Raw genomic sequence first — 24,754 nt, forward strand, 5'->3', positions numbered from 1 at the left:
AAGTAACACATAGGATGAAGGGGGATTCTTTTTGAGTAAAGTGGTTGGGTGGCTTTATGAGCGTGAGTGTACGATGTTTCGGTTTGTGAATTTAACGTGTCATTCAAGGTATCTTACTTCTATTTTTGGATTTGTTACGCATGCGGGTGGTGCTCGGGCAACGATTTTAAGTACACTTTTGTTGATGTTCCTGTTACCTGCTCCTTTAAAGATATGGGCGTTTCAAGCTGCGCTTGCCCTTGCTGTCAGTCATATACCTGTTCAATTTATTAAAAAGCATTATCCAAGACACAGGCCATATCTCGCTCTACCTGAAACAAAGATACTCGTATACCCTCTAAAAGATCATTCTTTTCCATCAGGACATACAACGGCTATTTTTTCTGTGCTTACACCGTTTATCTTTCATATTCCTTCACTAGCTATTCCCTTAATGGCTCTTGGGAGTCTAGTTGCCATATCGCGGATTTACTTAGGTCATCATTATCCTTCTGACGTTCTTGTTGGTTTTATACTTGGTGGCGGATCCGGTATTCTTTCAACTTTCATCCTAAGCTGAAAAAGGGAGGGCTATTCATGAAACTTGCACTTTTTACTGACACTTACTATCCACAGGTTAACGGAGTATCTCGCACTCTTGGTAAACTAACCAGGTATATGGACCGTCAGCAGGTTGATTATATGCTTTTTGCTCCTAACTGTCAGAAAGATGATGACCTTTTCTCAAGTAATATCCACCGCTTTACCAGTATGAAGTTTTTCCTTTATCCCGAATGTCGCATTGCCCTTCCTAACGTAAGTCTTATCCGCAACCAACTTAAAGATTTTCAACCGGACCTTCTTCATGTCGCGACACCTTTTAATATTGGCATGTGCGGACTACATTACGGAAAGAAAAATAACATACCTATGGTTGCTTCATACCACACTAATTTTGATGACTATTTAAAGCATTACCACCTTGAATGGTTCTCTCCTTTTATGTGGAAATACTTAACCTGGTTTCATCAACCATTTTCCACTACCTTTATTCCTTCCAATGAAACGCGCAATCGATTAAAAGGAAGAGGTTTTAAGAACCTCAAGCTTTGGAGAAGAGGCGTCGATTGCGAACAATATTCTCCGATTAGAAAAAATCACTCGCTACGTGAACGATATAATATTCAGGAGAAGTATATTCTTTTATTTGTTAGTCGACTCGCTCCAGAAAAAAATCTTGAAACGTTACAAAAAATCATGTGGAAGTTACCAGAACAGCTGAAACAACAAACAAGATGGCTGATTGTTGGTGATGGACCAGCCCTCCCTCATATTCAAGAAAACGTCCCTAACAACGTCACTTTCACTGGTTATAGAGAAGGGAAAGAATTAGCAGAGCTATACGCTACTTCAGATCTTTTCATCTTTCCATCAGCTACTGAAACATTTGGAAATGTCGCATTGGAGTCACTTGCCTCCGGGACCCCTGTTATCGCTGCAAATGCTGGAGGGTTATCCGACGTTGTCACTGGAGAAAGAAACGGTCTTTTCTGCTCTCCGTATAAAGAAGACGAATATATCCACGCTATCAATCGTCTCTTATCAGATGATACCGAACGGAGAATGATGGGTTATGAAGGACGTCGTTATGCACTTACTCAATCATGGGATGCGATCTTCGGACGATTAGTAGAGGATTATGAGAAAACAATTGGAATTAAAAGATTAGCTCGATATGCTTAGAAAGGAGAAAAAAATGATTCTTACTGTATTTGGGATTAACGAAATCGGCTTAACTGCACCTTCTATCTTCGCAACACATGGTCACAACTTGTACGCGCTAGATGAAATGCAAAAAATAGCAAATACGTATGATCTCATTTACTGCTCCATTGTTCAACCAAACATACACAAAGGTTTGGGCTCGATTTCTGTTCAATAAAGACGTTTAGTGTAACTTTCTTTCAACGATTCAATCACTTTTTCTTCGCCTATTTTTGCATGATCAGATAGCATTCTGGCAGCTGGGGCGAGCCCCTCAGTACTCGGCCATCGTTCAGGTTCAAAAAGATATGATCGTTTAAAGGCTTTGGCACAATGAATGTAGCATTCCTTTACTTCTACTCCAATACCTAACAAAGGCGTTTTCCCCTTATATTCACACTGCTCTAGCAGCGTTTTATCTTTTACAATCAAGGCCTTCCCATTAATACGCAACGCTTCTTCTCGGCCGGGAATCATCAGCAGCAAACCGATATTTGGGTTTTCTAATAAATTGATCAATGAGTCCATTCGTTTATTTCCCGGTCTTTCCGGTATCAATAAATGATGATCATCTAGAACCTGAATAAACCCCGGTGCATCGCCTCTTGGCGAAACATCACCACCCGTACTTGATTGGGTGGCAATCGTAATAAATGGTGTACGGCATATGAACTCTTTACAGTGTTTATCAAGAAAAGATATGACTTTGTTTGCAGCCAATTTACTCGGTATTCCTGCCATGTCTTTTAGTTCATTCACATCGGTCACGGTTTCTCCGAATATACTAGTATTCACACATTACACTCCTCCATTTTTTCTTCCATTTTATCACAACACCCATCTATTTTATGATAATTCAATACAATATAACGGATGTCAAAAAGGATGATAGAGCAAAAAAAAGAAGCCAAAATATTTTTGGCTTCTTAGAAATTAATTAAATTCCGGCACCCTGTTTAAGGGATTCTGCACGATCTGTTTGTTCCCATGGAAGGTCAATATCAGTACGTCCAAAATGTCCATACGCAGCTGTTTGCTTATAAATGGGACGTCTAAGATCAAGCATCTTTATAATGCCTGCTGGACGAAGATCGAAGTTCTCTCTTACTAGCTCTACAAGACTTTCCTCAGACACTTTTCCTGTGCCAAATGTATCAATAGCAATTGATACTGGCTGAGCAACCCCAATAGCGTAAGCAAGTTGAACTTCACAACGATCTGTTAGACCCGCTGCCACAAGGTTCTTAGCAACATAACGAGCAGCATATGCCGCAGAACGGTCTACTTTCGTAGCATCCTTACCTGAGAAAGCACCGCCACCGTGACGCGCATAACCGCCGTAAGTATCAACAATGATTTTTCTTCCTGTTAAACCTGCGTCACCCTGCGGTCCACCGATAACAAAGCGTCCTGTTGGGTTGATGAAGTATTTTGTTTCTTCATCAATTAATTCAGCAGGAACAACCGGCTTCACAACGTGTTCTTTGATGTTACGTTGAATTTGTTCAAGTGAAATTTCAGGATGATGCTGTGTAGAAACAACAATGGTATCAACGCGAACCGGCTTACCAGCTTCATCGTATTCCACTGTTACTTGTGTTTTACCATCAGGACGAAGATAAGGAAGAATTTCTTCTTTTCTTACTTCACTCAAACGACGCGCTAGTTTATGCGCAAGAGAAATCGGAAGCGGCATTAATTCCGCTGTTTCATTACAAGCGTAACCAAACATAAGCCCCTGGTCACCTGCACCAATTGCATCGATTTCATCATCTGACATCGTACCTTCACGTGCTTCAAGAGCAACGTTTACACCTGCAGCGATGTCTGCAGACTGTTCATCAATAGATGAAAGAACAGCACATGTTTCAGCATCAAATCCGTATTTCGCACGTGTATAGCCGATCGTTTGAATCGTCTCACGAACCACTTTCGGAATATCAACATAGTGTGATGTTGTAATTTCACCGGAAACTAGAACAAGACCAGTTGTTACTGTAGTTTCACAGGCAACGCGCGCATTTGGATCATGCGCAAGAATATCATCCAGAATGGCATCGGAAATCTGATCTGAAATTTTATCAGGATGCCCCTCTGTTACTGACTCAGAAGTAAACAAACGACGATTACTCACTCAAGTACCTCCTTAAGGATTGGATCCTATCTAATTATGTTGTAATGGATACGGTACTCATTTCCCTATTACCCTGTGCCGAAACGAGAGAACGAATTCAATTTCTTATCGTCTTACCTTTTTTTATAGCGTCATCAATCTCAACGACATTAAAAAAGCCCTTCCCTACAATCAGAGGGAAAAGGAGCTGATATCTCATGCCTTTCGCCTCTTATCTTCCAAGACTATCGTCTTGCAGGTTAGCACCTTAATCCTGTTGTATAGGAGTTGGTTGCTGAGCTTCATCGGGCCTGTCCCTCCGCCTGCTCGGGATAAGAGTATCCATTCTCGACATATAATAACGCACATGAAAGGATGTGTCAATGAAGAAAAGCGGAAGCGCCCGTTTAGCTTCGACAAGCGCTGGAGCCCTCCGAAAAGAACACGGGCTTTGTGTTCGAATTCAAGGGCGAAGCGACCGAACCACTACCCTAATCCTTTAGCCATAAAATAATCACTTCCTATATAATGGCGACAGGATTTCAACCTAAAGAAATAGTCATTCACCCATTTTTCACTTTTTATGCAAAAAATACATAGATTAGTATAGAATAATTGAATGAATGTGTTATACTATTTTTGAGTTAAACAAGTCAATCAACGAAATCTTTAAAAAAGGATGGGTTTAACGTATGAAAACAGCTTCCTTCTCCTCACCGTTATTGGATGCGATATTAAATAAGAATAATCCACATGTGAATTTATCAGTGTCTGAACTGGTTGAACATTCACTATTTAAAAACGAAGGGCAACTATCAGCTACAGGAGCTCTTCGCGTAGAAACCGGAAAATATACAGGACGTTCTCCTGGGGACAAGTTCATTGTAAAGGAAGATTCCGTAAAGAACAAAGTGAACTGGGAAACAAACCAACCTATTTCCGAAAAAAGTTTTGAAAACCTTTACACAAAGGTGTTGAACTATCTCGGTGAGAAAAAGGGACTTTATGTGTTTAAAGGATTTGCTGGTGCTGACCAGTCATCAAGACTACCCATTCAGGTTATTAATGAATATGCCTGGCATAACCTTTTCGCCCACCAGCTGTTCATCCGTCCGAATGAATCAGAGTTAAAAGAACATGACGCTGAATTCACTGTCATTTCTGCACCTGGTTTTCAAGCTGATCCAGAAGTGGATGGCACAAATTCAGAAACATTTATTATTATCTCCTTTGAGAAACGAACCGTCTTAATTGGTGGAACAGAATATGCTGGAGAAATTAAAAAGTCTATTTTCACCGTTATGAACTACTTATTACCAGAGCGAAATATTCTTTCAATGCACTGCTCTGCTAACGTAGGTAAAGAGGGGGATGTTGCTCTATTTTTCGGTTTATCTGGAACTGGAAAGACAACGCTCTCAGCAGATGCTCATCGATCTCTTATCGGTGATGATGAACACGGATGGTCTATGAATGGTGTCTTTAATATTGAAGGTGGATGCTACGCTAAGTGCATCAACTTATCAAAAGAAAAAGAACCTGAAATCTGGGATGCAATTCGCTTTGGAACGGTTCTTGAGAACGTTATGATGGATAACGGCTCGCGTGAACCAGACTACGATAACACTAGTCTAACTGAAAATACTCGCGCTGCCTATCCGATTGACGCCATACCTAATATTGCAATTCCTAGCGTTGCCGGACATCCCAACACGATTATTTTCTTAACGGCAGATGCATTTGGCGTCCTTCCTCCAATTAGCAAACTGACCAAGGAACAAGCCATGTTTCATTTCCTATCAGGTTACACGAGCAAGTTAGCCGGAACAGAAAGAGGCGTCACTTCACCAGAAGCCACTTTCTCTACATGCTTTGGTGCACCGTTCTTGCCATTACCTGCCCATCGCTATGCAGAAATGCTCGGCGAGAAAATTATGGAGCATGATGTTCAAGTCTTCCTCGTAAATACCGGATGGTCTGGGGGCGGTTATGGTGTCGGAGAGCGCATGAAGCTTTCATATACTAGAGCGATGATCCAGGCGGCTTTAAATGGAGAACTTGATCGTATCGAAACAGTAACAGACCCTATTTTCGGATTGCATATTCCTTCTCATTGTCCAGGTGTTCCAGCAGAAGTATTGCAGCCAAAACAAACATGGGAAGATCAAGAGAAATATGATGAGAAAGCAAAAGATCTCGCTACTAAGTTTGTGAAGAACTTCGACAAATTCTCAAATGTAGCTGACGAAATCAAACAAGCAGGCCCAAATGTTTAGTCTCATTGCAAAAAGCACCTTAACGGGTGCTTTTTTTATTTGAAGACTCATTCACCTCAACTTCGCGCATCCTCCTCTTTCTATCTACCTCCATTAATTTACCTATTCAAAACACCAATTGTTTTAAAATACATAGGCTATAGTATCTAAAACATGAGCCTACCTCATGTGACAAATGTGGAGGATAGATAATGAAAAGAAACTGGTTTATAACGTTTTGTATATACACAAGTGTATTTCTTCTTATTCTTTCGGCGTGTGGTACAAATAGTGGAAACGATCAGGTAAGAGTAGCTGAGGTTACACGCTCGATTTTCTATGCACCACAATACGTGGCACTCTCAGAGGGTATTTTTGAGAAGCATGGCATTGATGTCGAATTAACGACTACTTGGGGCGGAGATAAAACAATGACCACTCTACTATCTAACGGAGCTGATGTCGCCCTTGTAGGATCAGAGACGTCCATTTATGTCTATGCACAAGGCACTGATGACCCTGTCATAAACTTTGCTCAACTTACACAAACAGACGGTACGTTCCTTGTATCAAGAGAAAAAGTCGATCATTTTGAATGGGAAGATTTGAAGGGAAGTACATTCCTTGGCCAACGTAAAGGTGGTATGCCACAAATGGCTGGTGAATACGTGCTGAAACAGAAAGGAATTGATCCACAAAACGATTTGGACCTCATTCAAAATATTGATTTCGCAAACATTTCAAGCGCATTCGCTTCTGGAACTGGCGATTACGTTCAGTTATTCGAGCCAACAGCAAGTGTCTTTGAAGAACAAGGGGTTGGACACATTGTAGCTTCATTTGGAAAAGAATCAGGGAAAATTCCATATACAGGATTTATGGCAAAAGAAAGTTATTTGAGTAAAAATGCTGATGTAGCAGAGCGTTTTACAAAAGCACTTTATGAGGCTCAACTGTGGGTAGATACTCATTCTTCTGCAGAAATTGCAAAGTCAATTGAACCCTTCTTTCAGGATACCGATCTTGAACTCATTACAACTGTAGTAGATCGTTACAAAAGCCAGCATTCATTCGCTACAAACCCATCACTGGATCAAGAAGAATGGGATAACTTACAAAATATTATGGATGAAGCAGGAGAACTCCCAAAACGCGTTGATCATAGCAAATTAGTAGATAATAGCTATGCCGAAAAAGCGCAAAAATAGGAGGGAAAATAATGTCTTTCCTTCAACTCAACGCTATTTCACATGTGTATTTAACGAAAAACGCTGCCAAAGAAGCGATTTCCAACCTCTCTTTCGCTATTGAAGAAGGAGAATTCGTTTCCCTCCTTGGGCCTAGTGGATGCGGGAAATCTACTCTGTTGTCGATCATTTCAGGATTAGTAAAACCTACTGAAGGGAGCGTTTCTCTACAAAATAAAATTATAAAATCTCCCGGCGAACGAATGGGCTATATGCTTCAACAGGATTACTTGTTTCCTTGGAAAACAATTGAAGAAAATTGTTTTATAGGATTAAAGCTTCTAAACAAGTTGACAGCGGATAAAAAAGAACAAACATTGGAATTATTGGATAGCATGGGGTTAAGCGATGTCCGCTCGGCCTATCCTGATCAGCTTTCAGGTGGAATGCGTCAACGCGTAGCTCTCGTTCGCACACTTGCAACAGATCCTGATCTACTGTTATTAGATGAGCCTTTCTCTGCACTTGATTATCAAACAAAATTAAAACTCGAAGACCTCGTGTTTAAAACATTAAAGAAGCATCGAAAAACCGCCTTGCTGGTGACTCATGATATTGGAGAAGCGATTGCGATGTCAGACCGCATCATCCTCTTATCGCCTCGTCCCGGGAAAATCGCGAGAACTTTTCAAGTCCCAGCTTCCCTTAAAGAATTACTTCCTTTTGAAGCTAGGAATGATTCTGCTTTCCCTGAGAATTTCCAGCTGATATGGAAGGAGCTTGATTCTCTTGAACCATCTCCAACTTAAACAAAAGCATCAACATTATCTAAGAGAATTGAAAAGGGAAAGAAATGAAATATTGGGTTTTCAAGTGTGTATTCTCTTTGCATTTCTTACTTTATGGGAAATAGCAGGAAGGTTCACATGGATCGATCCATTATTATTTAGCTACCCCTCTAAAATTGCTTCTCTCTTTATAACTAAAGTAACAGATGGGTCATTACTGTTACACACTGGTGTAACGTTGCTTGAAACAATTGCAGGATTTCTTCTTGGAACAGTACTTGGGACCGTGTTCGCGGCAATTCTATGGTGGTCACGCAAGGCTTCTAGAATCTCAGATCCGTATCTTGTTGTATTGAATTCCATGCCTAAAGTAGCTCTTGGCCCGATCATCATAGTTGCGCTTGGTCCAGGTTATATCTCCATTATTACGATGGGTGCTTCTATTTCCGTTATTATTACTACTCTTGTGATCTACCACGCATTTCATACTGTTGAACCAAACTTCATCAAAGTTATTCGCTCATTTGGTGGTAATAAGCGCCAGATCTTCTTTGAAGTAATCCTGCCATCTTCCTTTCCAGCGATTATCTCTACCTTGAAAGTAAATGTGGGTTTATCGTGGGTCGGCGTTATTGTTGGGGAATTTCTCGTTTCAAAGCAAGGTCTTGGTTATATGATTATTTATGGCTTCCAAGTATTTAATTTCACATTGGTTTTACTGAGCTTATTTATGATTGCGATTCTCTCATCAATCATGTATTTAGGAGTCGAATGGTTAGAACGGAAATTAATTAAACACTAGCTCCTCATAAGAGGGGCTTATTTTGTTGTGATTGGGCAAACTAGTTAGCCACCACTCACAAATATGATGGGTTCCTACACGTCTTACCACTTGCAAAATGATTGCTATAGACCCAACCAAATACCATCTGCTAGCATATAGAAGAACATATTCTTATATAAGACAGGTGAAAACAATGAGCGCACTAAGAGGTGTATGGCTTAGCATAACAGCTTACTTACTACTTTCAATGATCAAATTAGCCGCAGGGTATCTCTTTGGTTCAGAAGCCCTCTTAGCAGACGGATGGAATAACGCATCAGATATCGTGGCATCCATTGCTGTTTTAATTGGCATGAAAATCTCTCTTAAGCCACCAGACTTGAACCATCCATATGGCCATTCTCGAGCAGAAACCGTTTCTTCTCTATTCGCCTCATTTGTTATGTTTGCGATTGGAATACAAGTCCTCTTCCATACAGCTACTGTCTTACTCAGTGGTAAAGTCTCCTCTCCTCCACTTAGCTCTGCCTGGGTTGCCTTTTTTGGAATGATCGTTATGGGAGGCGTTTATCTTTTTAACTACCGCCTCGCTAAAAAAACGAATAGCCTCGGACTAATGGCTGCAGCTAAAGACAATTTATCAGATGCTCTCGTTAGTCTAGGTGCTTTTATTGGAATTATTGGTGCTCACTTTAACATGCATTGGCTAGATCCTCTTACAGGCTTTATTGTAGGTCTTATCATATGCAAAACGGCTTATGATATCTTTAAAGATTCATCACTCATGTTAACGGATGGATTTGATAAAGAGAAATTGAATGATATAGAGGCGACGATCCAAAACATTGAAGGGGTAGAAACATTAGTGGATATTAAAGCACGGATGGCCGGAAATGATATTATTGTCGATGCCGTTGTAGAGGTAGCACCTCATTTAAATATTAAAGAAGGGCATACGATTACGGACAAAATAGAAGCCCAGTTAGAGAAGGATCATGACGTTCGAAATGCCACCATTCATGTTGAACCTGGCAGGGAAATTACTGAAAGAGGCTCTGCCAATGAATAGTGCATTCTCCATCTGTTATTTGTTTGAAGAAAGTGACTTATTGGATTTTGTATAATTACGAGCAAAAAAGTCCAGTACAATGAACTGGACTTTTTTCTCATTACAAATAATTAAGATGTTTTAGACTATAAGTAAGTACTTGATCCTTCATCATAAAGCTATAACGCTCATTTAAGTGAATATCTTTCGGAAGTGTTGTTAGCTTCACCGGTCCCTTTGTTTCCATATAATCTTCTTTGTCTACGAGACGATCAATATCAGCATAATAGACATTCTTAATAATTGTCCCGCCTTTTCCTTCAACACGATACTGACCTACATATTGAAGATGCTTAACAACTCCACCTGTTTCTTCATATACCTCACGCACCGCGGCTTCTTCGGCATTCTCTCCTACTTCCACTTTCCCACCTGGAAATTCAATGCCTCTTCGAGAGTGCTCGGTTAACAGCCACTGTTTTTCGAGGCGACAAATAACCCAAACATGTTTTGGTGCGGGAGAGTAAGGATGATCCTCGAAAGAAAATGTTACCTGATTATGATAGTAATCTGTAAACATAAATTCGCTCATTTGATAACCTCGTCCTTTAGTTTCTTACTTTATTGTAAAAGAGTAGCCTGTGCTTGTCCAATCTACCTGTACAAAAAATAAAACGCACGGACCAAAAGTTCCGTGCGTTTGAATTATTTAATCTCAAAATCATTAATGATCCAATGGTTGTTTTCATAAAGAAAATGGATGTTTATTGTGTAAGAGCCATAAAGGTCAGACTCATTCGATTGTGTCAGTTCATATTCATATTCATTAAGTTTCTCCAGTTCATATGACTCATCAGTATTCACCCACGGGAATAGCTCTGTTGGTACTAAGTAAAGATCACCTTCACGCTCTGCAAAATAAACATCCGCAATTTCAGAAGCGAGTTCTTTTGAGGTTATCTTTTGTAAGTCCTGCTCAACCTCTGCTATTGTTTGAAACTGTTTAACTTTACCCTCTTCATCTGTATCCTGAATAATATGATTGATAAGTTCGTTAGATAAATTCTCAACTTCTGGTTTTTCAACTGAATCCGTCTTTGCTTCTGCTTTATTCTCAAGAGTAGAAACCACGATTTCTGAATGATCAGCAGCAACTTTTGATAATTCTCCGCCACAACCCGAAGTGAAAGTTAGTGCACCTACAAACATTAATAAACCTATGTATTTTTTCATGTCACTCATCCTTTAAGTATAGTAGAATTTCTTTATATTGATTTCATACCTCATCCTATTAGGTGTCAAACAAACTAGAGATATATTAAGTCTTTTTTACCATAGCAATGAAAGGATTTTTGCTATTTTCTTTCGGATACACTACTTATACGAAAAGACATAGCAGAATGTTTCGATTTTTCTTAATTTATTTCGGGAGAGGGGTGATTTATTGGGAGAATTATGGAAGATTCGATTTAATAATTATCTGCGGCATCGACTTAAGTATTTGTCTTACATCATGCAAGGCGGATTTTTGATCGCTTTATTGCTAAGCGGAGCAATAGGAATTGTTTATTATCAACGTTTAATCGATGTTATACCTGAGCCATTTCCACTCCTATTTGCGATCGCCCTCATCATGAGCGTAGTACTAAGTATTCTTGAAGGAAAGTTCTTTCTCTTTCAAGCGGATCGCGTCTTTTTAATCGCATGTGAAGATCGTATGAGGCAATACATTAAATATACTTTCTTCTATTCTTTGATTCGTTCACTGCCGATAATTTTAATCGTTAGTTTAGTAAGTGCTCCTGCCCTCATTCATTTAGAAATTCCTTTGGAATTACTAACATGGATTTATGTCATGATACTCTTGCTCTTTATATTGTCTTTTTTTACGATCATACGATCTTACTTCACGAAGAAAAAATGGCTGCGTCTTTACCTTTTCATTAGCAATTTCACTATTCTTTCCTTCACCATGAAAGGATATGTTTTTATTGGTGCCTTATTCCTTATGTTTCCCATTACATACCTTTACTTACTATTTCGTCAAAACTCGATGCTTCAGTGGGAAAGATTGATTGAACTTGAATCATCACAAACTGCTCGGTTTGAGCAATTCGCAAACCAATTCGTCGATGTGCCTTCTTTACAGAATAAAGTGAAGGCAAGAAAGTATTTGAACTGGATTATTCAATTGATACCAGTGTCTAACGCACAGACCTTTCTATTGATTAGGATTTTCTTTCGTAAAGGAAACTACACATGGGTGTATATCAGATTAATTGGACTCGGAGCATTGATTCTCTATTATCTAAGAGGAGAGTACACATCGTACATAATGGTCCCAATCCTTTTATGGGTCACTCAAAACCAGCTTTTAGCAATCAAAAAAGAACAAATGAGAGACTCGTTTCTTGTTATTCTCCGTAACGATTATCCACTGAGAAACATGATTTTATCGTTATTAGTTATACAATCCATTTTATTTAGTATTGTTCAGCTTCCTTCTTTACAGCATAGTTTTTGTGTTTTAATAGAAGGACTTTTGATTTCATTTTTTTTAGAACATAAAAAACAGAGAAATACATAAAGAAAAGCCGGCTAATATTAGCCGGCTTCTCTTTATGATTTAGCAACAATAAGGATTGTAGTTTGCTCCGCCTACATAACCTGGTCCAGGACCACAACCGCCGCCCATTGCGCCAGCTCCAACAATAATTAGTAAAATAAACAGAACAACAATTAACGCAAAACCTTTACCATATCCTCCGCTCATCTTTATCCCCCTCGTTAAAATTCATTCACTACACTATTACTTTATGTAGTTGATTCCATTTAGGAAGGGCATGAGCGGAGTTCATGGAGAAAAACTAGTTGTTCATCCTCAATTTCTTGTATTGTGGTTTAGAGCTGATAATACGCCCATTTGATCAATTTGTTGCTTTGTATGAGGTGTGCCTAGTCGATGGATCATCTTATATAATTCATAAATTGCTTCATCCGTCCAATCTCGATGACGGTCTACTTCACTTTCATCATAATGATTCAGTGAAAAGAAATCATTTTGTTGCACATATTTCTGAGAGCGCAACTTCTCAATTACACGTTCCATTTCCATTTTCTCTTCTTGACTTGCTCTAATTTCAAAGGCATTCATTTGAGTGCCAACATTTGTCTCATGAAGCTCACCTTTAGGTGTTACAAAATACGTCTCACGTACCATTGCTTCTCACCTCCATGAAAATTTAAACAGGACTTTCTTCTAAATGACGATACCCTTTGTATTCATGTTGAGCAGCATCAATGGTTTTCTCAACAGTATCAAGCCTAGAGCGAAATGATCCAACGTCACGTCCCTGTTTCTTTGCTTCTTCAACTCGCGCATCATAGTTGGTTGCTTCGGTCGCTTCTGACTCCACATGAAATTGTTTTTTATCATGATCCACTACAACTTGAATAAATTTTTCCATTGATTTTTCCTCCTCTTTATCCTATCCTGCTTGTCACTTTACCCTTTTCGGATAAATATTAATCTTTTCCTTAAAAACGAAAACACTTAAATTTATGTTAAAATGAAGGGATGAATCCATAAGAATAGTTCAGGTGATGATCATGAATTTTACTACAACACCGCATCAAGCAGTGACTGAATTGGACCTATCTGCTCCTTTAACACCCCACTCGTCTCTCAGACCATTGGAAGATAAAGCAGAGCAGGCTTTTTTTCATGCTTTAGAGGAAAAAGGTATACGTCTGAATGAACCTCAAACAAAAGCAGTAAAGCATACTGAAGGCCCTCTTTTGACAATTGCCGGAGCCGGAAGTGGAAAAACATCTGTTTTAACAGCACGAACAGCTTTTCTAATGACAGTAAAGGAAAAAGATCCTTCTAGTATTCTACTCATTACTTTCACTCGAAAGGCATCTGAAGAAATGCGACAGCGTATCAGTCACTTACCAGGTGTCTCTTCTCAAGACTCCGGAAGATTAACAGCAGGAACATTTCATTCTATCTTCTTGAAATTATTAAGGAGTCTCGGTTATAACCAAAAAATATTGAATAGTGATCGTCACAAACAAATTATAATGAAGAATATTCTAAAAAAAATGAAGAGTCCTGAAGCATCTTTACCAGAGATTATGCTTTCATCAATATCTGCCTGCAAAGTTAAAATGATGGAGCCTGCAGATATCCCTGACAGTAAAGAAACAGAAGAATTAAAGAAAGCCTACTCTGAATATGAAGAGTGGAAAACGGCTAATGGCTATATTGACTTTGATGACATTCTTGTCTATATGTATCGAGAATTCAATCAAAATCTCGCTCTACTTCAAAAAATGCAAAATCGATTTCAATATATTTTAGTAGATGAATTCCAGGATACGAATCCAATTCAATATGAATTAATTAAACAAATTGCAGCTCCTCAAAACAACTTATTTGTAGTGGGTGACGATGATCAAGTTATCTATTCTTTTAATGGTGCAAATAGCTCAATTATTTTAGAGTTCGATCGTGCTTATCCCGAGGCATCCGTCGTAACGCTGGATACAAACTATAGATCAGCTCCACCCATTGTTGGACTCGGAAACCATGTAATTAAGCACAATACGTATCGAAGAACGAAAACGATGAACGCTACAGACAAAGACGGAAAGCAACCATACTATCTTCGCCCTGCTACAACAGAAGACGAAGCAGGTTATGTCCTCCGTCATATTCGAGAAAAGAAGCGAGAGTGGAAAGACATTGCCATTCTTACAAGAACTTATACGAATGCTAGAGCCATTTTCGAGCAGTTGATTGAACAGGACATCCCTTTCAACGCACAGGGAATGAAACAGGTCTTTTACGAGCAATCAATTATTAAAGGAATGATGGAGCACCTTCGCCTCGCATACGAGCACCAAAATCTTGATGCGACAGCCGCCATACTCCCATCCCTTTTTATTAATCAAGAATCAGGTATGCGCCACATTGAGATGGAAAATTTTGTTGATCCAGTTGAATTTCCTTTGTTACATTTAAAATCATGGAAAACACTACGTGATTTTCAAAAAAAATCGATAGATCGACGTGTCCGCCTTGTTCAAGAAGCTAAACGTCATCGACCCCAGAAAGCCATTCAATTGTTACGAGATGACTATATGAAACATCTGGACAGCGCAAATGACGAAGCATTAACTGTGCATAAGACTACTCTTAAAGAAATGATGGACGAGCTTGAGTTCTCGAGCTCACGATTTGAAACCATCCCAGAGTTCCTTGCCTACGTCGATCGAATCATACAACGATTCAATGAGCATAAACAAAAAGCTAGCGCCTCTAACGCGCTTTCACTACTATCCATTCACCAGGCTAAAGGGCTTGAATTCCCTGTGGTTTACGTCATTGGTGCTTCAGAAACGATTCTACCGCACGTTTCTGCGCTCAATACGATGAAAGACAAAGAAGCCTCTCATAAGCAGCTCTATATGAAAAATCCGACTGCTGACCTTGAGGAAGAACGTCGCCTTTGTTACGTTGCCATTACACGTGCAAAGGAAGAGCTCTATATTTGCTCCCCTGAGAAACACCTTGGTAAACAAACACCCGTCTCTCGTTTCTTAACGGATGCCTTCAAGAAGAAAATTCAACAAGAAGGTAAAACGGTGAAAGCATGGGTTTGCAGTAGTGAATTTTGCAAAGGATGGATGAAAATAGAGGATAAGAAACAACCTGATCAAAAGCAATGCCCCTTATGTGATAAGCCAATGATCATTTCGCAAAAGCCTGTTCAAAAAGACTGAACTATGTCACTGTGTTAAGCTTTGTTGCGCTTTGATTACAAATTATTTAAGAGAAGTTTAACTTCAATAATTCGCTCTCCAAACGTGCTATAGTAGAAAAAAACGCGCAACAGGAGGGCTCCGATGAGCAGCATTCGTTACGAAACCATCTTTCAGAAGCAGCTTGGAAACGGTACGATTATCGGTATTATGGATTACCTTGAAGGCAAGCTGATCAGACTGAACTTAAATGATGAGGAGCCGGACTTACTTAACCCGGAGCTAAAAGAATTTTTCCAGCAAGAGCGGATGAAGGTACATCCTAAACAATAGTTACCCACTCAGAAACAAATGTTTAAATAAACGAAGAAGCCTCCAAATAAAGGAAGGCTTCTTTTTATTTTTCAAGCATAAAAACCCAGATAACTGGAACGCTATTCATAAATCGCTTTGTAACTTGAAGTATTTTCTTCTGAAAGTAGTCATTTATAACTATTTATTTCAAAAAAAGGTTTGATATAAAAAATGAATAGGGTATATCAATAGTAGCAAAGGACATTGCTATATTAGAGGAGGAAGTCATTATGTTAAAACAAGTTCTCGTTATTATCGGTATTGTTGTTGTAGTAGCATTTGTTGTCAGCGCATTATTCTAGAAGGCAGCAAAAATATAGTTATATATGAACTAAATTGACTTTATCAAGGAGGAATAGCAATGGTACGTACAATCCTTATGATCATTGGCGCGGTTGCTGTGATTGCAGCTATCATTTCATTTATTTAATATTGTAAAATTGAGCAATTGAAATTTATTAATTCATCATAAATAAAACAGTCGAGCCATTACGGTTCGACTGTTTTTTATCGTCTATTAATCATTCTTCTTCATGTTTTTTTTGGCTTCATCAACTTTGGACTTTGGAATGTATATAAAGATTGCCTTTTTGTTATTATTCATACAAATCTCCTTCAGAGTTGATTTATTGTTACCCTCATTCATTCTACTCGATAAAGGCACGTATAAGCAATCATCACTTACAAAACATTTGAAAACAATGCCTTAGTACTAAATTTTCTGTGAATAAAAAATTGATTAGGAGTATTTGCATTCAAACTGTCAAGAAATCGATAAAACTTCAACTTCTATTGTAGGACTAGTATTGATATACTATTTGTAAACTGCCTGTAACTGTTTATGTGAAGCAGATCACATCAGCTAATGATGAAGGAGTGAAATACATTGTTGAAACAACCATTGAAACTATTCCGAGGCGTCGGCTACGCAGAAGGAATATCATTTTTATTATTATTAGGAATCGCGATGCCCCTTAAATATATGATGGATATCCCTATGGCCGTAACGATTGTTGGAGCGTTACATGGCGGACTGTTTGTTCTCTATCTTGCCGTAATTCTATATGTCACAATCGTTAAGCGCTGGTCTTTTATTAAAGCGGCGCTCGCAGTTGTCTCCTCCGTTATCCCATTCGGACCGTTTATATTCGATGCGCGAATCGCAAAAAATTCTGAAGTATAAAGACAAGGCAGGACCTTTAGAAGGTTCTGCCTTTTGTTATCTTTTCCCTAGCTATGTTAATAAACTTCTTTAGAAACCGTCACTCTCTCAAGTTCTTTCCAGTTTATTTCGTATCCGATCCCATTCTCTTTAGAAACAGTAATCAAACCGTTCTCCACTTCCACTTCAGGTTCAATAATATCTTTTTCCCAGTACCGTGCTGATGCAGAGACATCTCCTGGTATTGTGAAATTAGCCAAACTAGAAAGCGCGATATTATGCGCCCTTCCTATTCCGGACTCTAACATGCCACCACACCAAACAGGTATCCCCCTTTCACTACATAAATCATGGATCCTCTTACTAACGGATAACCCTCCAACACGTCCGGGTTTAATATTAATAATCTTACAGCTATTTAAATCGAGTGCTCGACGGGCATCATCATAAGAATGTATACTTTCATCCAAACAGACCGGTGTTTCAATCTCTTTTTGTAAAATCGCATGATCTACGATATCGTCAGCTGCTAGAGGTTGTTCAATCATCAGCAAATGAAATGGATCAAGTGCTTTTAAACGATCGATGTCTTGCAGAGAATAAGCTGAGTTCGCATCTGCCATTAACGATAAGTTTGGATAAGAATGACGTATTGCTTCTAGAATCGAAATATCCTGCGAAGGTTTGATCTTCACTTTAATTCGTTCATATCCCTCATCAACTCTTCTATGGATTTCTTCTAGCATAACTGAAGGATCCGAAGCGCCTACGGCAACTCCTGCCTTAATCTTCTGTGAAGAACCACCTAATGCTCTTGAGAGGCTAATTCCTTCTCTTTTAGCATATAAGTCCCAGATCGCACCCTCAATCGCAGATTTAGCCATTGGATTTCTTCGAATGCCCGCTAGTATTCCTTCCACATCGGACGGATGAGCAATCAGTTGGTTTTTGAGTTTAGGAATGATGAAGTCTCTTAGCATATGCCAGGAAGTTTGAAGCGTCTCTTCTGTATACCAGGGCGACGTAAAGGCAACTCCTTCTCCAAAACCTACTTCCCCTTCAGAATCTCTTACTTCGACGATAATTAAATCTCGAGCAGTGACTGTTTCCAAACTGTTACTAAAAGGGGATTTTAGGTTCATTCGAATATGACGTAGAGTAACACTCTCTAGTTGCATCATTTCGTATCACTCATATCTACTAATAAATTTCGCTGTAGCTTATTTGCCCCATTCCTAGGAAGGCTATCCACATAAGTAATCGTTCTAGGTAGCTTGTAACGCGCAAGACGTTCTGAAAGATAATCGAGCAGCTGCTGTTCCGTCAAAGAGCGATTCTTACTAACAACAAATGCTGCAGGTACTTCTCCCCATTGCTCATCTTTAACCCCAGTTACTCCTGCATCCTCCACATCTACATGCTCAAGGATCGCCGCTTCAATTTCTGCGGGATACACATTTTCACCACCAGATATAATAAGGTCTTTCCTTCGATCCAATACAAAGAGAAAGCCATCTTCATCCAGATAACCAATATCGCCTGTATGAAGCCACCCGTCTTCAAATGCAGCTCTTGTTGCATCATCCCTTCGCCAATACCCCTTTGTAATCGTAGGTCCTTTCACGAGAATCTCTCCATGCTCTAAAGCAGAAAGGGATTTATGATCAAGACTAATCATAATCTCTGATGGGAAAAGCGCCTTTCCAGCTGACCCCTGTTTATCTAGCATATATTCAGGTGAAAGCGTCACAATTTGAGAGGCAGTTTCCGTCATACCAAATGTCTGGAAGACAGGAATATGCTTCTCCTCGCAAGTAGAAAGAAGCGGGTATGGAGCTGGACCACCTCCAAGAAGCATGCAGCGAAATGTTTCGGGGTAATGATCGGTTCCAAGGTCATCGAGCATTTTTTTCAGCATAGCGCTTACTACCGATACAATTGTAATCCGTTCTTTTTGAATCGATTGATTAACGACACGCGGTTCAAACCGTTGTTGAATAACCATTGTGATTCCGTAAATAACACTTCGCAATAGAATAGAAAGTCCACTCATATGGAACATTGGAACCGCACACAGCCAGCGATCATTCATATCTAAACCAAGATTAAGACTGGAACCGATCGCACTCCACCAATGGTTACCATATGAAAGCATAACACCCTTAGGTTTTCCAGTTGTGCCAGAAGTGTACATAATCGTATGAAGCTGATGTAACTCAATAGTTGTTTGTAACTCTTCTAACTGATAAGCACCTGGGTGAACATCTTCCCAGATGATTATATTTACCGGACTTTGTATTGCATCACTAGCTTTCTTCTCAAGTGAATTGTCAGTGATCACATAGGAAATCTCAGCATCGTTCATTTGGAAAGATAGCTCTGGTCCTGTTAATCGATGATTCAATGGAACAATGACAGCCCCAATGTACATCAGAGTATGTAAACAAACGGCAGCGTCTAATCCATTCTCCATATAAAAACCAACATGCTTTCCTTTTTCGATCCCTTTTGCTTTTAGAGCATTTGCCATCTTAACTGCCTTTTCTTGTAACTGTTTATAAGTTAACTGTTTGCCATTATCGATAAGCGCCACTCGCTCAGGCGTCATAGAAGCACGTTTATGTAGCCAATTTGGCATCGTATCCATCTTTAACATCCTTTCTTTCATTACCATAGACTATTTGAAAAAAACAGCTTGATGGGAATCCATCAAGCTGTTTCAAGCAATCGATTTAAGGAAAACGTGGGAACTGTTTAAAGTCCGGTTTGCGTTTTTCTTTAAATGAATCGCGTCCTTCTTTTGCTTCGTCAGTTGTGTAATAAAGAAGCGTTGCGTCTCCACCCATTTGCTGTAGTCCTGCAAGACCGTCTGTATCGGCGTTAAGAGAAGCTTTAAGGAAGCGTAGGGCTGTTGGTGACTTATCAAGCATTTCCTGTGCCCACTGTACTGTTTCAGCTTCAAGCTGATCAAGTGGAACAACCGTATTAACAAGTCCCATATCAAGTGCTTCTTGTGCATTGTATTGACGACATAGGTACCAGATTTCACGAGCTTTCTTATGACCTACGATACGAGCAAGGTATCCTGCACCGTATCCAGCATCAAAGCTACCAACTTTAGGGCCAGTCTGACCAAAAATAGCATTATCTGCAGCAATTGTCAGGTCACATACCACGTGAAGGACGTGTCCTCCTCCAATCGCATAACCTGATACCATTGCAACAACCGGCTTAGGGATAACACGAATGAGGCGTTGAAGATCCAAGACATTTAGACGAGGAATCTCATCATCACCTACATAACCACCATGACCACGAACACTTTGGTCACCGCCAGAACAGAAAGCTTTGTCTCCAGCTCCTGCTAGAACAATAACACCAATATCTGAATTGTCTCTCGCAAATGAAAAAGCGGTAATTAATTCGTTAACCGTTCTTGGCGTAAATGCATTGCGCACCTCTGGACGGTTGATTGTAATCTTAGCAATACCATCATACGTTTCGTAAAGAATATCTTCAAATTCTCGTTCAGTCTTCCATTGAATCATTTAGAAATTCTCCTTCCTTATGTAACAAAATTTACAGATTAGAATCTGCATGCTTTTTTAGAAAAGCTACTACCATTTTATCAAAGATTTCAGGTTCTTCTACATGAATTGTATGCCCTGCGCCAATAATTTGCACAAAATCAGCCTGAGGAATCTTTTTTTTCATCTGTTTCCCAATTGAAATGAACTTCTGATCGTACTCCCCAACTATTAGAAGGACTGGAAAGGTTATCTTCTCTAACACACTCCAATAGGAAGCCTGTGCCCCCGTTCCCATTCCAATTAGACTATTTGCTAGTCCTATTTCAGTATTGCTCAAACGCTGCTTTCTTATTTCACTTTGAATACTTGGTGAAAGTTTCTTCTGCGAAGAAAATAACGGAAGAGATTCCCAGAAGGTTACGAAATCTTCAATACCTTCCTTCTGAATTCGCCTGGCAAGTGCATGGTCTTTCTGCACTCGTTCTCTTCTTTGATCTTCCGTAGAAAGCCCAGGTGAACTGCTTTCCAGAATAAGCGTTTTAATGAGCGGAGGGTACTGGACAGCAAATGACAAAGCAAAACGTCCACCCATGGAATAGCCAAGCAAATGGAGTTGATCGATCCCAAGTGAATTTAATAGTTGTTTCAAGTAACTCCCCATAGATTCCATAGTATATTGAGAAACATCATTCGGTTTCGCACTTTCGCCGTGACCGATAAGATCGATTGCAATCACTTTATATAGCCTGGACCATCTTTTCATAAAAGAAGACCAGTTCTCACTCGATCCTGTGAATCCATGCAATAATAGAAGAGGTTCTCCTTCTCCTGCGATTTCGACATGAAAAGGTTGTCCACCAACGGTATAAATCATGATTTAAAACTCTCCTGCAGGACTATTGCTGTTTCCTTCGAAACCTTCGCGAACATCTCTCGATGAAGCCTAAGATTGGCATCACGATCAGTTGGAACTTCAATTATGCTTAGCCCATGGTGATTCTGACTTTTCTCATACGCATAACTAAACTCTTCCCAATTCCATACGCGTTCAAAACTTGCCTCATATAATGCGGCAGCATGTTCATAATTTAGTCCATGTGGTGTGCCAAAGAGTTTCTCAAAGTGCTTCTCCTGCTTGCGCTGAGGTAGAAATGAGAAAATCCCTCCGCCATCATTGTTAACCACAATAACCGTCATATTGATCTCATATAGCTTAGCTAGAAGCAGACCATTCATATCATGGTAGAAAGAAAGGTCACCAATCACCAGCACGCTAGAAGAATAGGCTGTACTTGCTCCAAGAGCTGTTGAAATAATACCGTCAATACCATTCGCTCCTCGATTCCCCATTACAGTAGGTCGAGAATTCTCTGGCAAGAAAAAGTTCTCCATATCGCGAATAGGCATGCTATTCCCTACAAACAGGAGATCATTCGCACTCATCAGTTTCCCTAATTCTCTAAACACATGGCCCTCAAATAGCTCGTCAGTTCCTAAATCTTCATGAAGTAAGGTGAGAGTCGTTTGGTTAATGGCCTTCCATTTGTGTAACCACCGCTTCTCAGTAGAGTTGTTGCTTTGCACAGCAGGAAGAAGACTGTTTACAAACGATACAGAGGAAACTGTAAGCATGTCAGAACTATAAAGAGTAGGGTCTCTCCATCCTCTCTCATCCACAACTATATGAATAGGGCTTGCTACACTCTTCATAAAGAGCATATAAGCTTTTGAAACTGGCATCGCCCCAAACCTAATCACTACTTCAGGGTATAGCTCTGAATCCACCTCGCCCCTAAGAAAGGCGTCATACCCTTCTACAAGATTAGGAGAATCAATATGCCGACATTTTGAAAGTGGATCTGCTAAAACCGGATAACCTAATTCCTCAGCAAGAGCAAATAGCGGTTCAGCTAATTCGTCGTTATCCTGAGGTCCGACCACAATAATACCTTTCTTGCCAGCTAATTTGTTTGCATAATCTGTGACTGCATCTTCGTTTAAAACACGTATGTGATCTGCCGCATTTACCCACGGCTCATAATTCTCCCTACCATCTGAAAAAAGACCTGAATAGGATAGATCTGGTATCAAGGGATCTCTAAATGGGAAATTAAGATGCACAGGTCCAGCAGGGAGACCGGAAGAAACGGCTGTCGCTCTAGAAGCCGCAGTTCTGATATACCGATTTAAATCTGAAGAGGAAGAAGGCATCGCCATTTCCATAAACCACTTCACATAGTCCCCATATAGCTTGATTTGATCAATCGCCTGTGGAGCTCCATTATCACGAAGCTCATGCGGGCGATCGCCAGTCAAAACAATCAACGGTATATTGGATTGTGCAGCCTCAATAACAGCAGGATAGTAATTAGCGCCAGCCGTACCTGAAGAACATAGAAGTGCGACAGGTTCCTTATGCGATTTGGCCATGCCAAGCGCAAAAAAACCAGCAGATCGCTCATCGATGTGCACCCAGACGTTTAGTAACGGGTGTTCAGCCATGACCATTGCGAGCGGGGTAGAACGCGATCCTGGACTAATAACAGCATGTTTAACACCTGAACGTACAAGCTCATCAACAAATGACCCTACGTAACTTGCTAGTATTTCCTGGTCAGTCATATTTCTTACCTCCAAGAGCTGTTAGCATTGGTTTAAACTTCATTTTGGTTTCTTCATATTCACTATCAGGGTCAGAATCTCCAACTATACCGCACCCAGCGTATAGCGTTGCTTCTTCTCCTTTAAGTAAACCAGAGCGTATAGCTACAGCAAATTCTCCATTTCCCTGATAATCAACCCAACCAACAGGTCCTGCATACCAACCTCGATCAAGCTTCTCTATTCGCTTAATTTCATTTACGGCTTCCTTTTGAGGATAACCGCCAAGCGCAGGGGTAGGATGAAGCCGTTCAACCATACGAAAAAGGCTTGTCTCTCTACCAGCCCTTGCTACAACAGGAGTAAATAAATGTTGAATATGAGGCGTTTTAAGAATTTCCGGCCTTGACGGTACCTGAACAAATTCACACTCCTCTTCCATAGCTGATCGAATCATTTGAACGACAAGATCATGCTCAATTCGATTCTTTTGATCATGAAGAAGTGCTTGTCCAAGTTCATCATCCATTTCCTTCGATTCACCTCGTTGAATAGAGCCCGCAAGACAAGTCGAATACACTTGTTGTCCATCTCTTTTGACTAACCGTTCAGGTGAAGCTCCAAGAAAGCATTTGTCTCCATATTCAAACGCGAAAACATAGCTATCACTTTGTTGTTTTTTTAAATTTGTCAGTGTTTGGGTTGATGAAAAGTTTTGAGTCGACTGGAGCTTAATTTCTCTCGCTAAAACGACTTTATCAAGATGGCCATTTCTAATATTAGCAGCAGCACTTCTGACCGTTTCTTTCCATTCCTGAGGTCGTATTTCTTCTATTGAAATAGCATCGACATCTGCATAGGCATGAGACGTAAGCTTCTCAAAAAGACGATCATGCTTATCTAAAAGCGCTTCAGATATAACTTCCACATTATCTCCTGCGCTAACAATTGCGTTGAGTGTGAGCCAAGCATGGTTTCCAGCTGAAGTCAACATTAATTCTGGAAGAACCATCCCGCCTTTAGGAAAGGAATCCCATTCACCGCTATCTGGGGCAGTTGGATCGAATGAAAACCCACCTAACAGAACCGGTCCAACACCTGGCCTTGAAGGAGCCCCCTCTATGATCGCTTGTTCTAAAAAAGTTTGCCAATCACTTTCAATTGAACGAAAACGATCGATTTGAGCCTCAAATTGCTTCACACAACCCTGGCCCACTATTGTCGTGTCATTCTCAGGGTCCGACCAGAATGTTCGATCATTCTCGTTAGTAAACGAACCTGCAGCATAAAAGGAGAGGGGATCGACAGCAGCTACTGATAGCACCTGACTAACAAGCACGGACGTTCCCCGCTTTTCTGCCTTACTTACACCTTGATGAAGCAGGCTAAATAATTCTTGATGTTGTATTGTAGACACCGTCTT

The 24,754-nt window shown here is 40.0% G+C and carries 24 protein-coding genes, 1 pseudogene and 1 riboswitch; of the genes and pseudogenes, 12 read left to right on the forward strand and 13 right to left on the reverse strand.

Annotated features, from left to right (window positions below):
• Window positions 1-73: 73 nt before the first annotated feature.
• The 3 genes from AC0VYO_RS16535 to AC0VYO_RS16545 are packed head-to-tail and all read left to right on the forward strand — an operon-like array spanning window position 74 to window position 1,921.
• The gene (locus tag AC0VYO_RS16535) at window positions 74-559 is read left to right on the forward strand and encodes a phosphatase PAP2 family protein (RefSeq protein ID WP_194219628.1); all 486 of its coding nucleotides are present in this window, start codon (window positions 74-76) and stop codon (window positions 557-559) included.
• 17 nt (window positions 560-576) lie between these two features.
• Window positions 577-1,722 (forward strand): glycosyltransferase family 4 protein, encoded by a 1,146-nt coding sequence (locus tag AC0VYO_RS16540; RefSeq protein WP_475367819.1) that lies wholly within the window; start codon window positions 577-579, stop codon window positions 1,720-1,722.
• A gap of 13 nt (window positions 1,723-1,735) precedes the next feature.
• On the forward strand, window positions 1,736-1,921 hold the full coding sequence (locus tag AC0VYO_RS16545) for a hypothetical protein (protein ID WP_475367820.1): 186 nt from the start codon (window positions 1,736-1,738) through the stop codon (window positions 1,919-1,921).
• Here AC0VYO_RS16545 and AC0VYO_RS16550 read toward each other — a convergent pair.
• Window positions 1,915-2,538 (reverse strand): MSMEG_1061 family FMN-dependent PPOX-type flavoprotein, encoded by a 624-nt coding sequence (locus AC0VYO_RS16550; protein WP_475367821.1) that lies wholly within the window; start codon window positions 2,536-2,538, stop codon window positions 1,915-1,917. The genes AC0VYO_RS16545 and AC0VYO_RS16550 overlap by 7 nt on opposite strands.
• Before the next feature lie 142 nt (window positions 2,539-2,680).
• A complete protein-coding gene (gene metK / locus AC0VYO_RS16555) occupies window positions 2,681-3,877 on the reverse strand; it encodes a methionine adenosyltransferase (RefSeq protein WP_194219203.1) in 1,197 nt (398 codons plus the stop codon).
• A 208-nt stretch (window positions 3,878-4,085) separates the two neighbouring features.
• A riboswitch (SAM riboswitch) is annotated at window positions 4,086-4,195 on the reverse strand.
• A gap of 353 nt (window positions 4,196-4,548) precedes the next feature.
• On the opposite strand from metK, the gene pckA reads away from it, so the two are divergent.
• The 5 genes from pckA to AC0VYO_RS16580 all read left to right on the forward strand — a co-directional run bounded on the left by pckA (window position 4,549) and on the right by AC0VYO_RS16580 (window position 9,939).
• Window positions 4,549-6,132 (forward strand): phosphoenolpyruvate carboxykinase (ATP), encoded by a 1,584-nt coding sequence (gene pckA, locus AC0VYO_RS16560; RefSeq protein WP_194219202.1) that lies wholly within the window; start codon window positions 4,549-4,551, stop codon window positions 6,130-6,132.
• A 191-nt stretch (window positions 6,133-6,323) separates the two neighbouring features.
• Window positions 6,324-7,319: an ABC transporter substrate-binding protein gene (locus tag AC0VYO_RS16565; RefSeq protein WP_475367822.1), complete on the forward strand. Its 996-nt coding sequence runs from the start codon at window positions 6,324-6,326 to the stop codon at window positions 7,317-7,319.
• Window positions 7,320-7,330: 11 nt separating this feature from the next.
• Complete coding sequence (locus AC0VYO_RS16570) at window positions 7,331-8,107, forward strand: ABC transporter ATP-binding protein (protein WP_475365644.1); 777 nt, start codon at window positions 7,331-7,333, stop codon at window positions 8,105-8,107.
• A complete protein-coding gene (locus tag AC0VYO_RS16575; protein ID WP_475367823.1) occupies window positions 8,088-8,888 on the forward strand; it encodes an ABC transporter permease in 801 nt (266 codons plus the stop codon). The genes AC0VYO_RS16570 and AC0VYO_RS16575 overlap by 20 nt, the downstream gene beginning before the upstream one ends.
• Before the next feature lie 175 nt (window positions 8,889-9,063).
• The gene (locus AC0VYO_RS16580; RefSeq protein WP_475365646.1) at window positions 9,064-9,939 is read left to right on the forward strand and encodes a cation diffusion facilitator family transporter; all 876 of its coding nucleotides are present in this window, start codon (window positions 9,064-9,066) and stop codon (window positions 9,937-9,939) included.
• Between the two features lie 100 nt (window positions 9,940-10,039).
• On the opposite strand, the gene ytkD is transcribed toward AC0VYO_RS16580, so the two are convergent.
• Together ytkD and AC0VYO_RS16590 are read right to left on the reverse strand one after the other, a co-directional pair.
• Window positions 10,040-10,510, reverse strand: a complete 471-nt coding sequence (gene ytkD, locus AC0VYO_RS16585; RefSeq protein WP_430245984.1) for an RNA deprotection pyrophosphohydrolase — start codon at window positions 10,508-10,510, stop codon at window positions 10,040-10,042.
• A gap of 113 nt (window positions 10,511-10,623) precedes the next feature.
• On the reverse strand, window positions 10,624-11,151 hold the full coding sequence (locus AC0VYO_RS16590; protein ID WP_475365647.1) for a hypothetical protein: 528 nt from the start codon (window positions 11,149-11,151) through the stop codon (window positions 10,624-10,626).
• A gap of 211 nt (window positions 11,152-11,362) precedes the next feature.
• On the opposite strand from AC0VYO_RS16590, the gene AC0VYO_RS16595 reads away from it, so the two are divergent.
• Window positions 11,363-12,505, forward strand: coding sequence for an ABC transporter permease (locus AC0VYO_RS16595; RefSeq protein ID WP_475367824.1), 1,143 nt, complete (start codon window positions 11,363-11,365; stop codon window positions 12,503-12,505).
• Between the two features lie 114 nt (window positions 12,506-12,619).
• Here AC0VYO_RS16595 and AC0VYO_RS16600 read toward each other — a convergent pair.
• The 3 genes and pseudogenes from AC0VYO_RS16600 to AC0VYO_RS16610 all read right to left on the reverse strand — a co-directional run.
• Window positions 12,620-12,691, reverse strand: a pseudogene (locus AC0VYO_RS16600) (YjcZ family sporulation protein); the annotation flags it as partial.
• 108 nt (window positions 12,692-12,799) lie between these two features.
• Window positions 12,800-13,138 carry a hypothetical protein gene (locus tag AC0VYO_RS16605; protein ID WP_194219193.1) on the reverse strand — a complete coding sequence of 113 codons (339 nt, stop codon included), beginning with the start codon at window positions 13,136-13,138 and terminating at the stop codon, window positions 12,800-12,802.
• Window positions 13,139-13,160: 22 nt separating this feature from the next.
• Window positions 13,161-13,385 carry a hypothetical protein gene (locus AC0VYO_RS16610; RefSeq protein WP_430245990.1) on the reverse strand — a complete coding sequence of 75 codons (225 nt, stop codon included), beginning with the start codon at window positions 13,383-13,385 and terminating at the stop codon, window positions 13,161-13,163.
• 142 nt (window positions 13,386-13,527) lie between these two features.
• Between AC0VYO_RS16610 and AC0VYO_RS16615 the strand changes: the two genes are divergently transcribed.
• From AC0VYO_RS16615 to AC0VYO_RS16625, 3 genes are all read left to right on the forward strand, one after another.
• Window positions 13,528-15,705 carry a UvrD-helicase domain-containing protein gene (locus AC0VYO_RS16615; RefSeq protein WP_475365649.1) on the forward strand — a complete coding sequence of 726 codons (2,178 nt, stop codon included), beginning with the start codon at window positions 13,528-13,530 and terminating at the stop codon, window positions 15,703-15,705.
• Between the two features lie 123 nt (window positions 15,706-15,828).
• Window positions 15,829-16,017 (forward strand): hypothetical protein, encoded by a 189-nt coding sequence (locus AC0VYO_RS16620; protein WP_194219190.1) that lies wholly within the window; start codon window positions 15,829-15,831, stop codon window positions 16,015-16,017.
• Window positions 16,018-16,924: 907 nt separating this feature from the next.
• A complete protein-coding gene (locus tag AC0VYO_RS16625; protein ID WP_430245994.1) occupies window positions 16,925-17,221 on the forward strand; it encodes a DUF3817 domain-containing protein in 297 nt (98 codons plus the stop codon).
• Window positions 17,222-17,277: 56 nt separating this feature from the next.
• Here AC0VYO_RS16625 and menC read toward each other — a convergent pair whose 3' ends face one another.
• The 6 genes from menC to AC0VYO_RS16655 all read right to left on the reverse strand — a co-directional run bounded on the left by menC (window position 17,278) and on the right by AC0VYO_RS16655 (window position 24,748).
• On the reverse strand, window positions 17,278-18,378 hold the full coding sequence (gene menC / locus AC0VYO_RS16630) for an o-succinylbenzoate synthase (protein WP_475367506.1): 1,101 nt from the start codon (window positions 18,376-18,378) through the stop codon (window positions 17,278-17,280).
• A complete protein-coding gene (locus AC0VYO_RS16635) occupies window positions 18,378-19,847 on the reverse strand; it encodes an o-succinylbenzoate--CoA ligase (RefSeq protein WP_475365650.1) in 1,470 nt (489 codons plus the stop codon). The genes menC and AC0VYO_RS16635 overlap by 1 nt, the downstream gene beginning before the upstream one ends.
• 85 nt (window positions 19,848-19,932) lie before the next feature.
• Entirely contained in the window at window positions 19,933-20,748 is an 816-nt protein-coding gene (menB, locus tag AC0VYO_RS16640) for a 1,4-dihydroxy-2-naphthoyl-CoA synthase (protein WP_194219187.1), read from the reverse strand.
• 31 nt (window positions 20,749-20,779) lie between these two features.
• A complete protein-coding gene (gene menH, locus AC0VYO_RS16645) occupies window positions 20,780-21,604 on the reverse strand; it encodes a 2-succinyl-6-hydroxy-2,4-cyclohexadiene-1-carboxylate synthase (RefSeq protein ID WP_475365651.1) in 825 nt (274 codons plus the stop codon).
• The gene (menD, locus tag AC0VYO_RS16650) at window positions 21,601-23,352 is read right to left on the reverse strand and encodes a 2-succinyl-5-enolpyruvyl-6-hydroxy-3-cyclohexene-1-carboxylic-acid synthase (protein WP_475365652.1); all 1,752 of its coding nucleotides are present in this window, start codon (window positions 23,350-23,352) and stop codon (window positions 21,601-21,603) included. Before menD ends, menH begins: the two co-directional genes overlap by 4 nt.
• On the reverse strand, window positions 23,345-24,748 hold the full coding sequence (locus AC0VYO_RS16655; protein ID WP_430241893.1) for an isochorismate synthase: 1,404 nt from the start codon (window positions 24,746-24,748) through the stop codon (window positions 23,345-23,347). Before AC0VYO_RS16655 ends, menD begins: the two co-directional genes overlap by 8 nt.
• Window positions 24,749-24,754 lie beyond the last annotated feature (6 nt).

The organism is Anaerobacillus sp. 63XJN7_4_ISO-PGPR-S23-413 (genome assembly GCF_056173725.1).

Coding starts and splice junctions, on each gene's coding strand:
- AC0VYO_RS16535 (WP_194219628.1), top strand. CDS start 74: ATGTTTCGGTTTGTGAATTTAACGTGTCATTCAAGGTATCTTACTTCT.
- AC0VYO_RS16540 (WP_475367819.1), top strand. CDS start 577: ATGAAACTTGCACTTTTTACTGACACTTACTATCCACAGGTTAACGGA.
- AC0VYO_RS16545 (WP_475367820.1), top strand. CDS start 1,736: ATGATTCTTACTGTATTTGGGATTAACGAAATCGGCTTAACTGCACCT.
- pckA (WP_194219202.1), top strand. CDS start 4,549: ATGAAAACAGCTTCCTTCTCCTCACCGTTATTGGATGCGATATTAAAT.
- AC0VYO_RS16565 (WP_475367822.1), top strand. CDS start 6,324: ATGAAAAGAAACTGGTTTATAACGTTTTGTATATACACAAGTGTATTT.
- AC0VYO_RS16570 (WP_475365644.1), top strand. CDS start 7,331: ATGTCTTTCCTTCAACTCAACGCTATTTCACATGTGTATTTAACGAAA.
- AC0VYO_RS16580 (WP_475365646.1), top strand. CDS start 9,064: ATGAGCGCACTAAGAGGTGTATGGCTTAGCATAACAGCTTACTTACTA.
- ytkD (WP_430245984.1), bottom strand. CDS start 10,510: ATGAGCGAATTTATGTTTACAGATTACTATCATAATCAGGTAACATTT.
- AC0VYO_RS16590 (WP_475365647.1), bottom strand. CDS start 11,151: ATGAAAAAATACATAGGTTTATTAATGTTTGTAGGTGCACTAACTTTC.
- AC0VYO_RS16605 (WP_194219193.1), bottom strand. CDS start 13,138: ATGGTACGTGAGACGTATTTTGTAACACCTAAAGGTGAGCTTCATGAG.
- AC0VYO_RS16610 (WP_430245990.1), bottom strand. CDS start 13,385: ATGGAAAAATTTATTCAAGTTGTAGTGGATCATGATAAAAAACAATTT.
- AC0VYO_RS16615 (WP_475365649.1), top strand. CDS start 13,528: ATGAATTTTACTACAACACCGCATCAAGCAGTGACTGAATTGGACCTA.
- AC0VYO_RS16620 (WP_194219190.1), top strand. CDS start 15,829: ATGAGCAGCATTCGTTACGAAACCATCTTTCAGAAGCAGCTTGGAAAC.
- menC (WP_475367506.1), bottom strand. CDS start 18,378: ATGCAACTAGAGAGTGTTACTCTACGTCATATTCGAATGAACCTAAAA.
- AC0VYO_RS16635 (WP_475365650.1), bottom strand. CDS start 19,847: ATGGATACGATGCCAAATTGGCTACATAAACGTGCTTCTATGACGCCT.
- menB (WP_194219187.1), bottom strand. CDS start 20,748: ATGATTCAATGGAAGACTGAACGAGAATTTGAAGATATTCTTTACGAA.
- menH (WP_475365651.1), bottom strand. CDS start 21,604: ATGATTTATACCGTTGGTGGACAACCTTTTCATGTCGAAATCGCAGGA.
- menD (WP_475365652.1), bottom strand. CDS start 23,352: ATGACTGACCAGGAAATACTAGCAAGTTACGTAGGGTCATTTGTTGAT.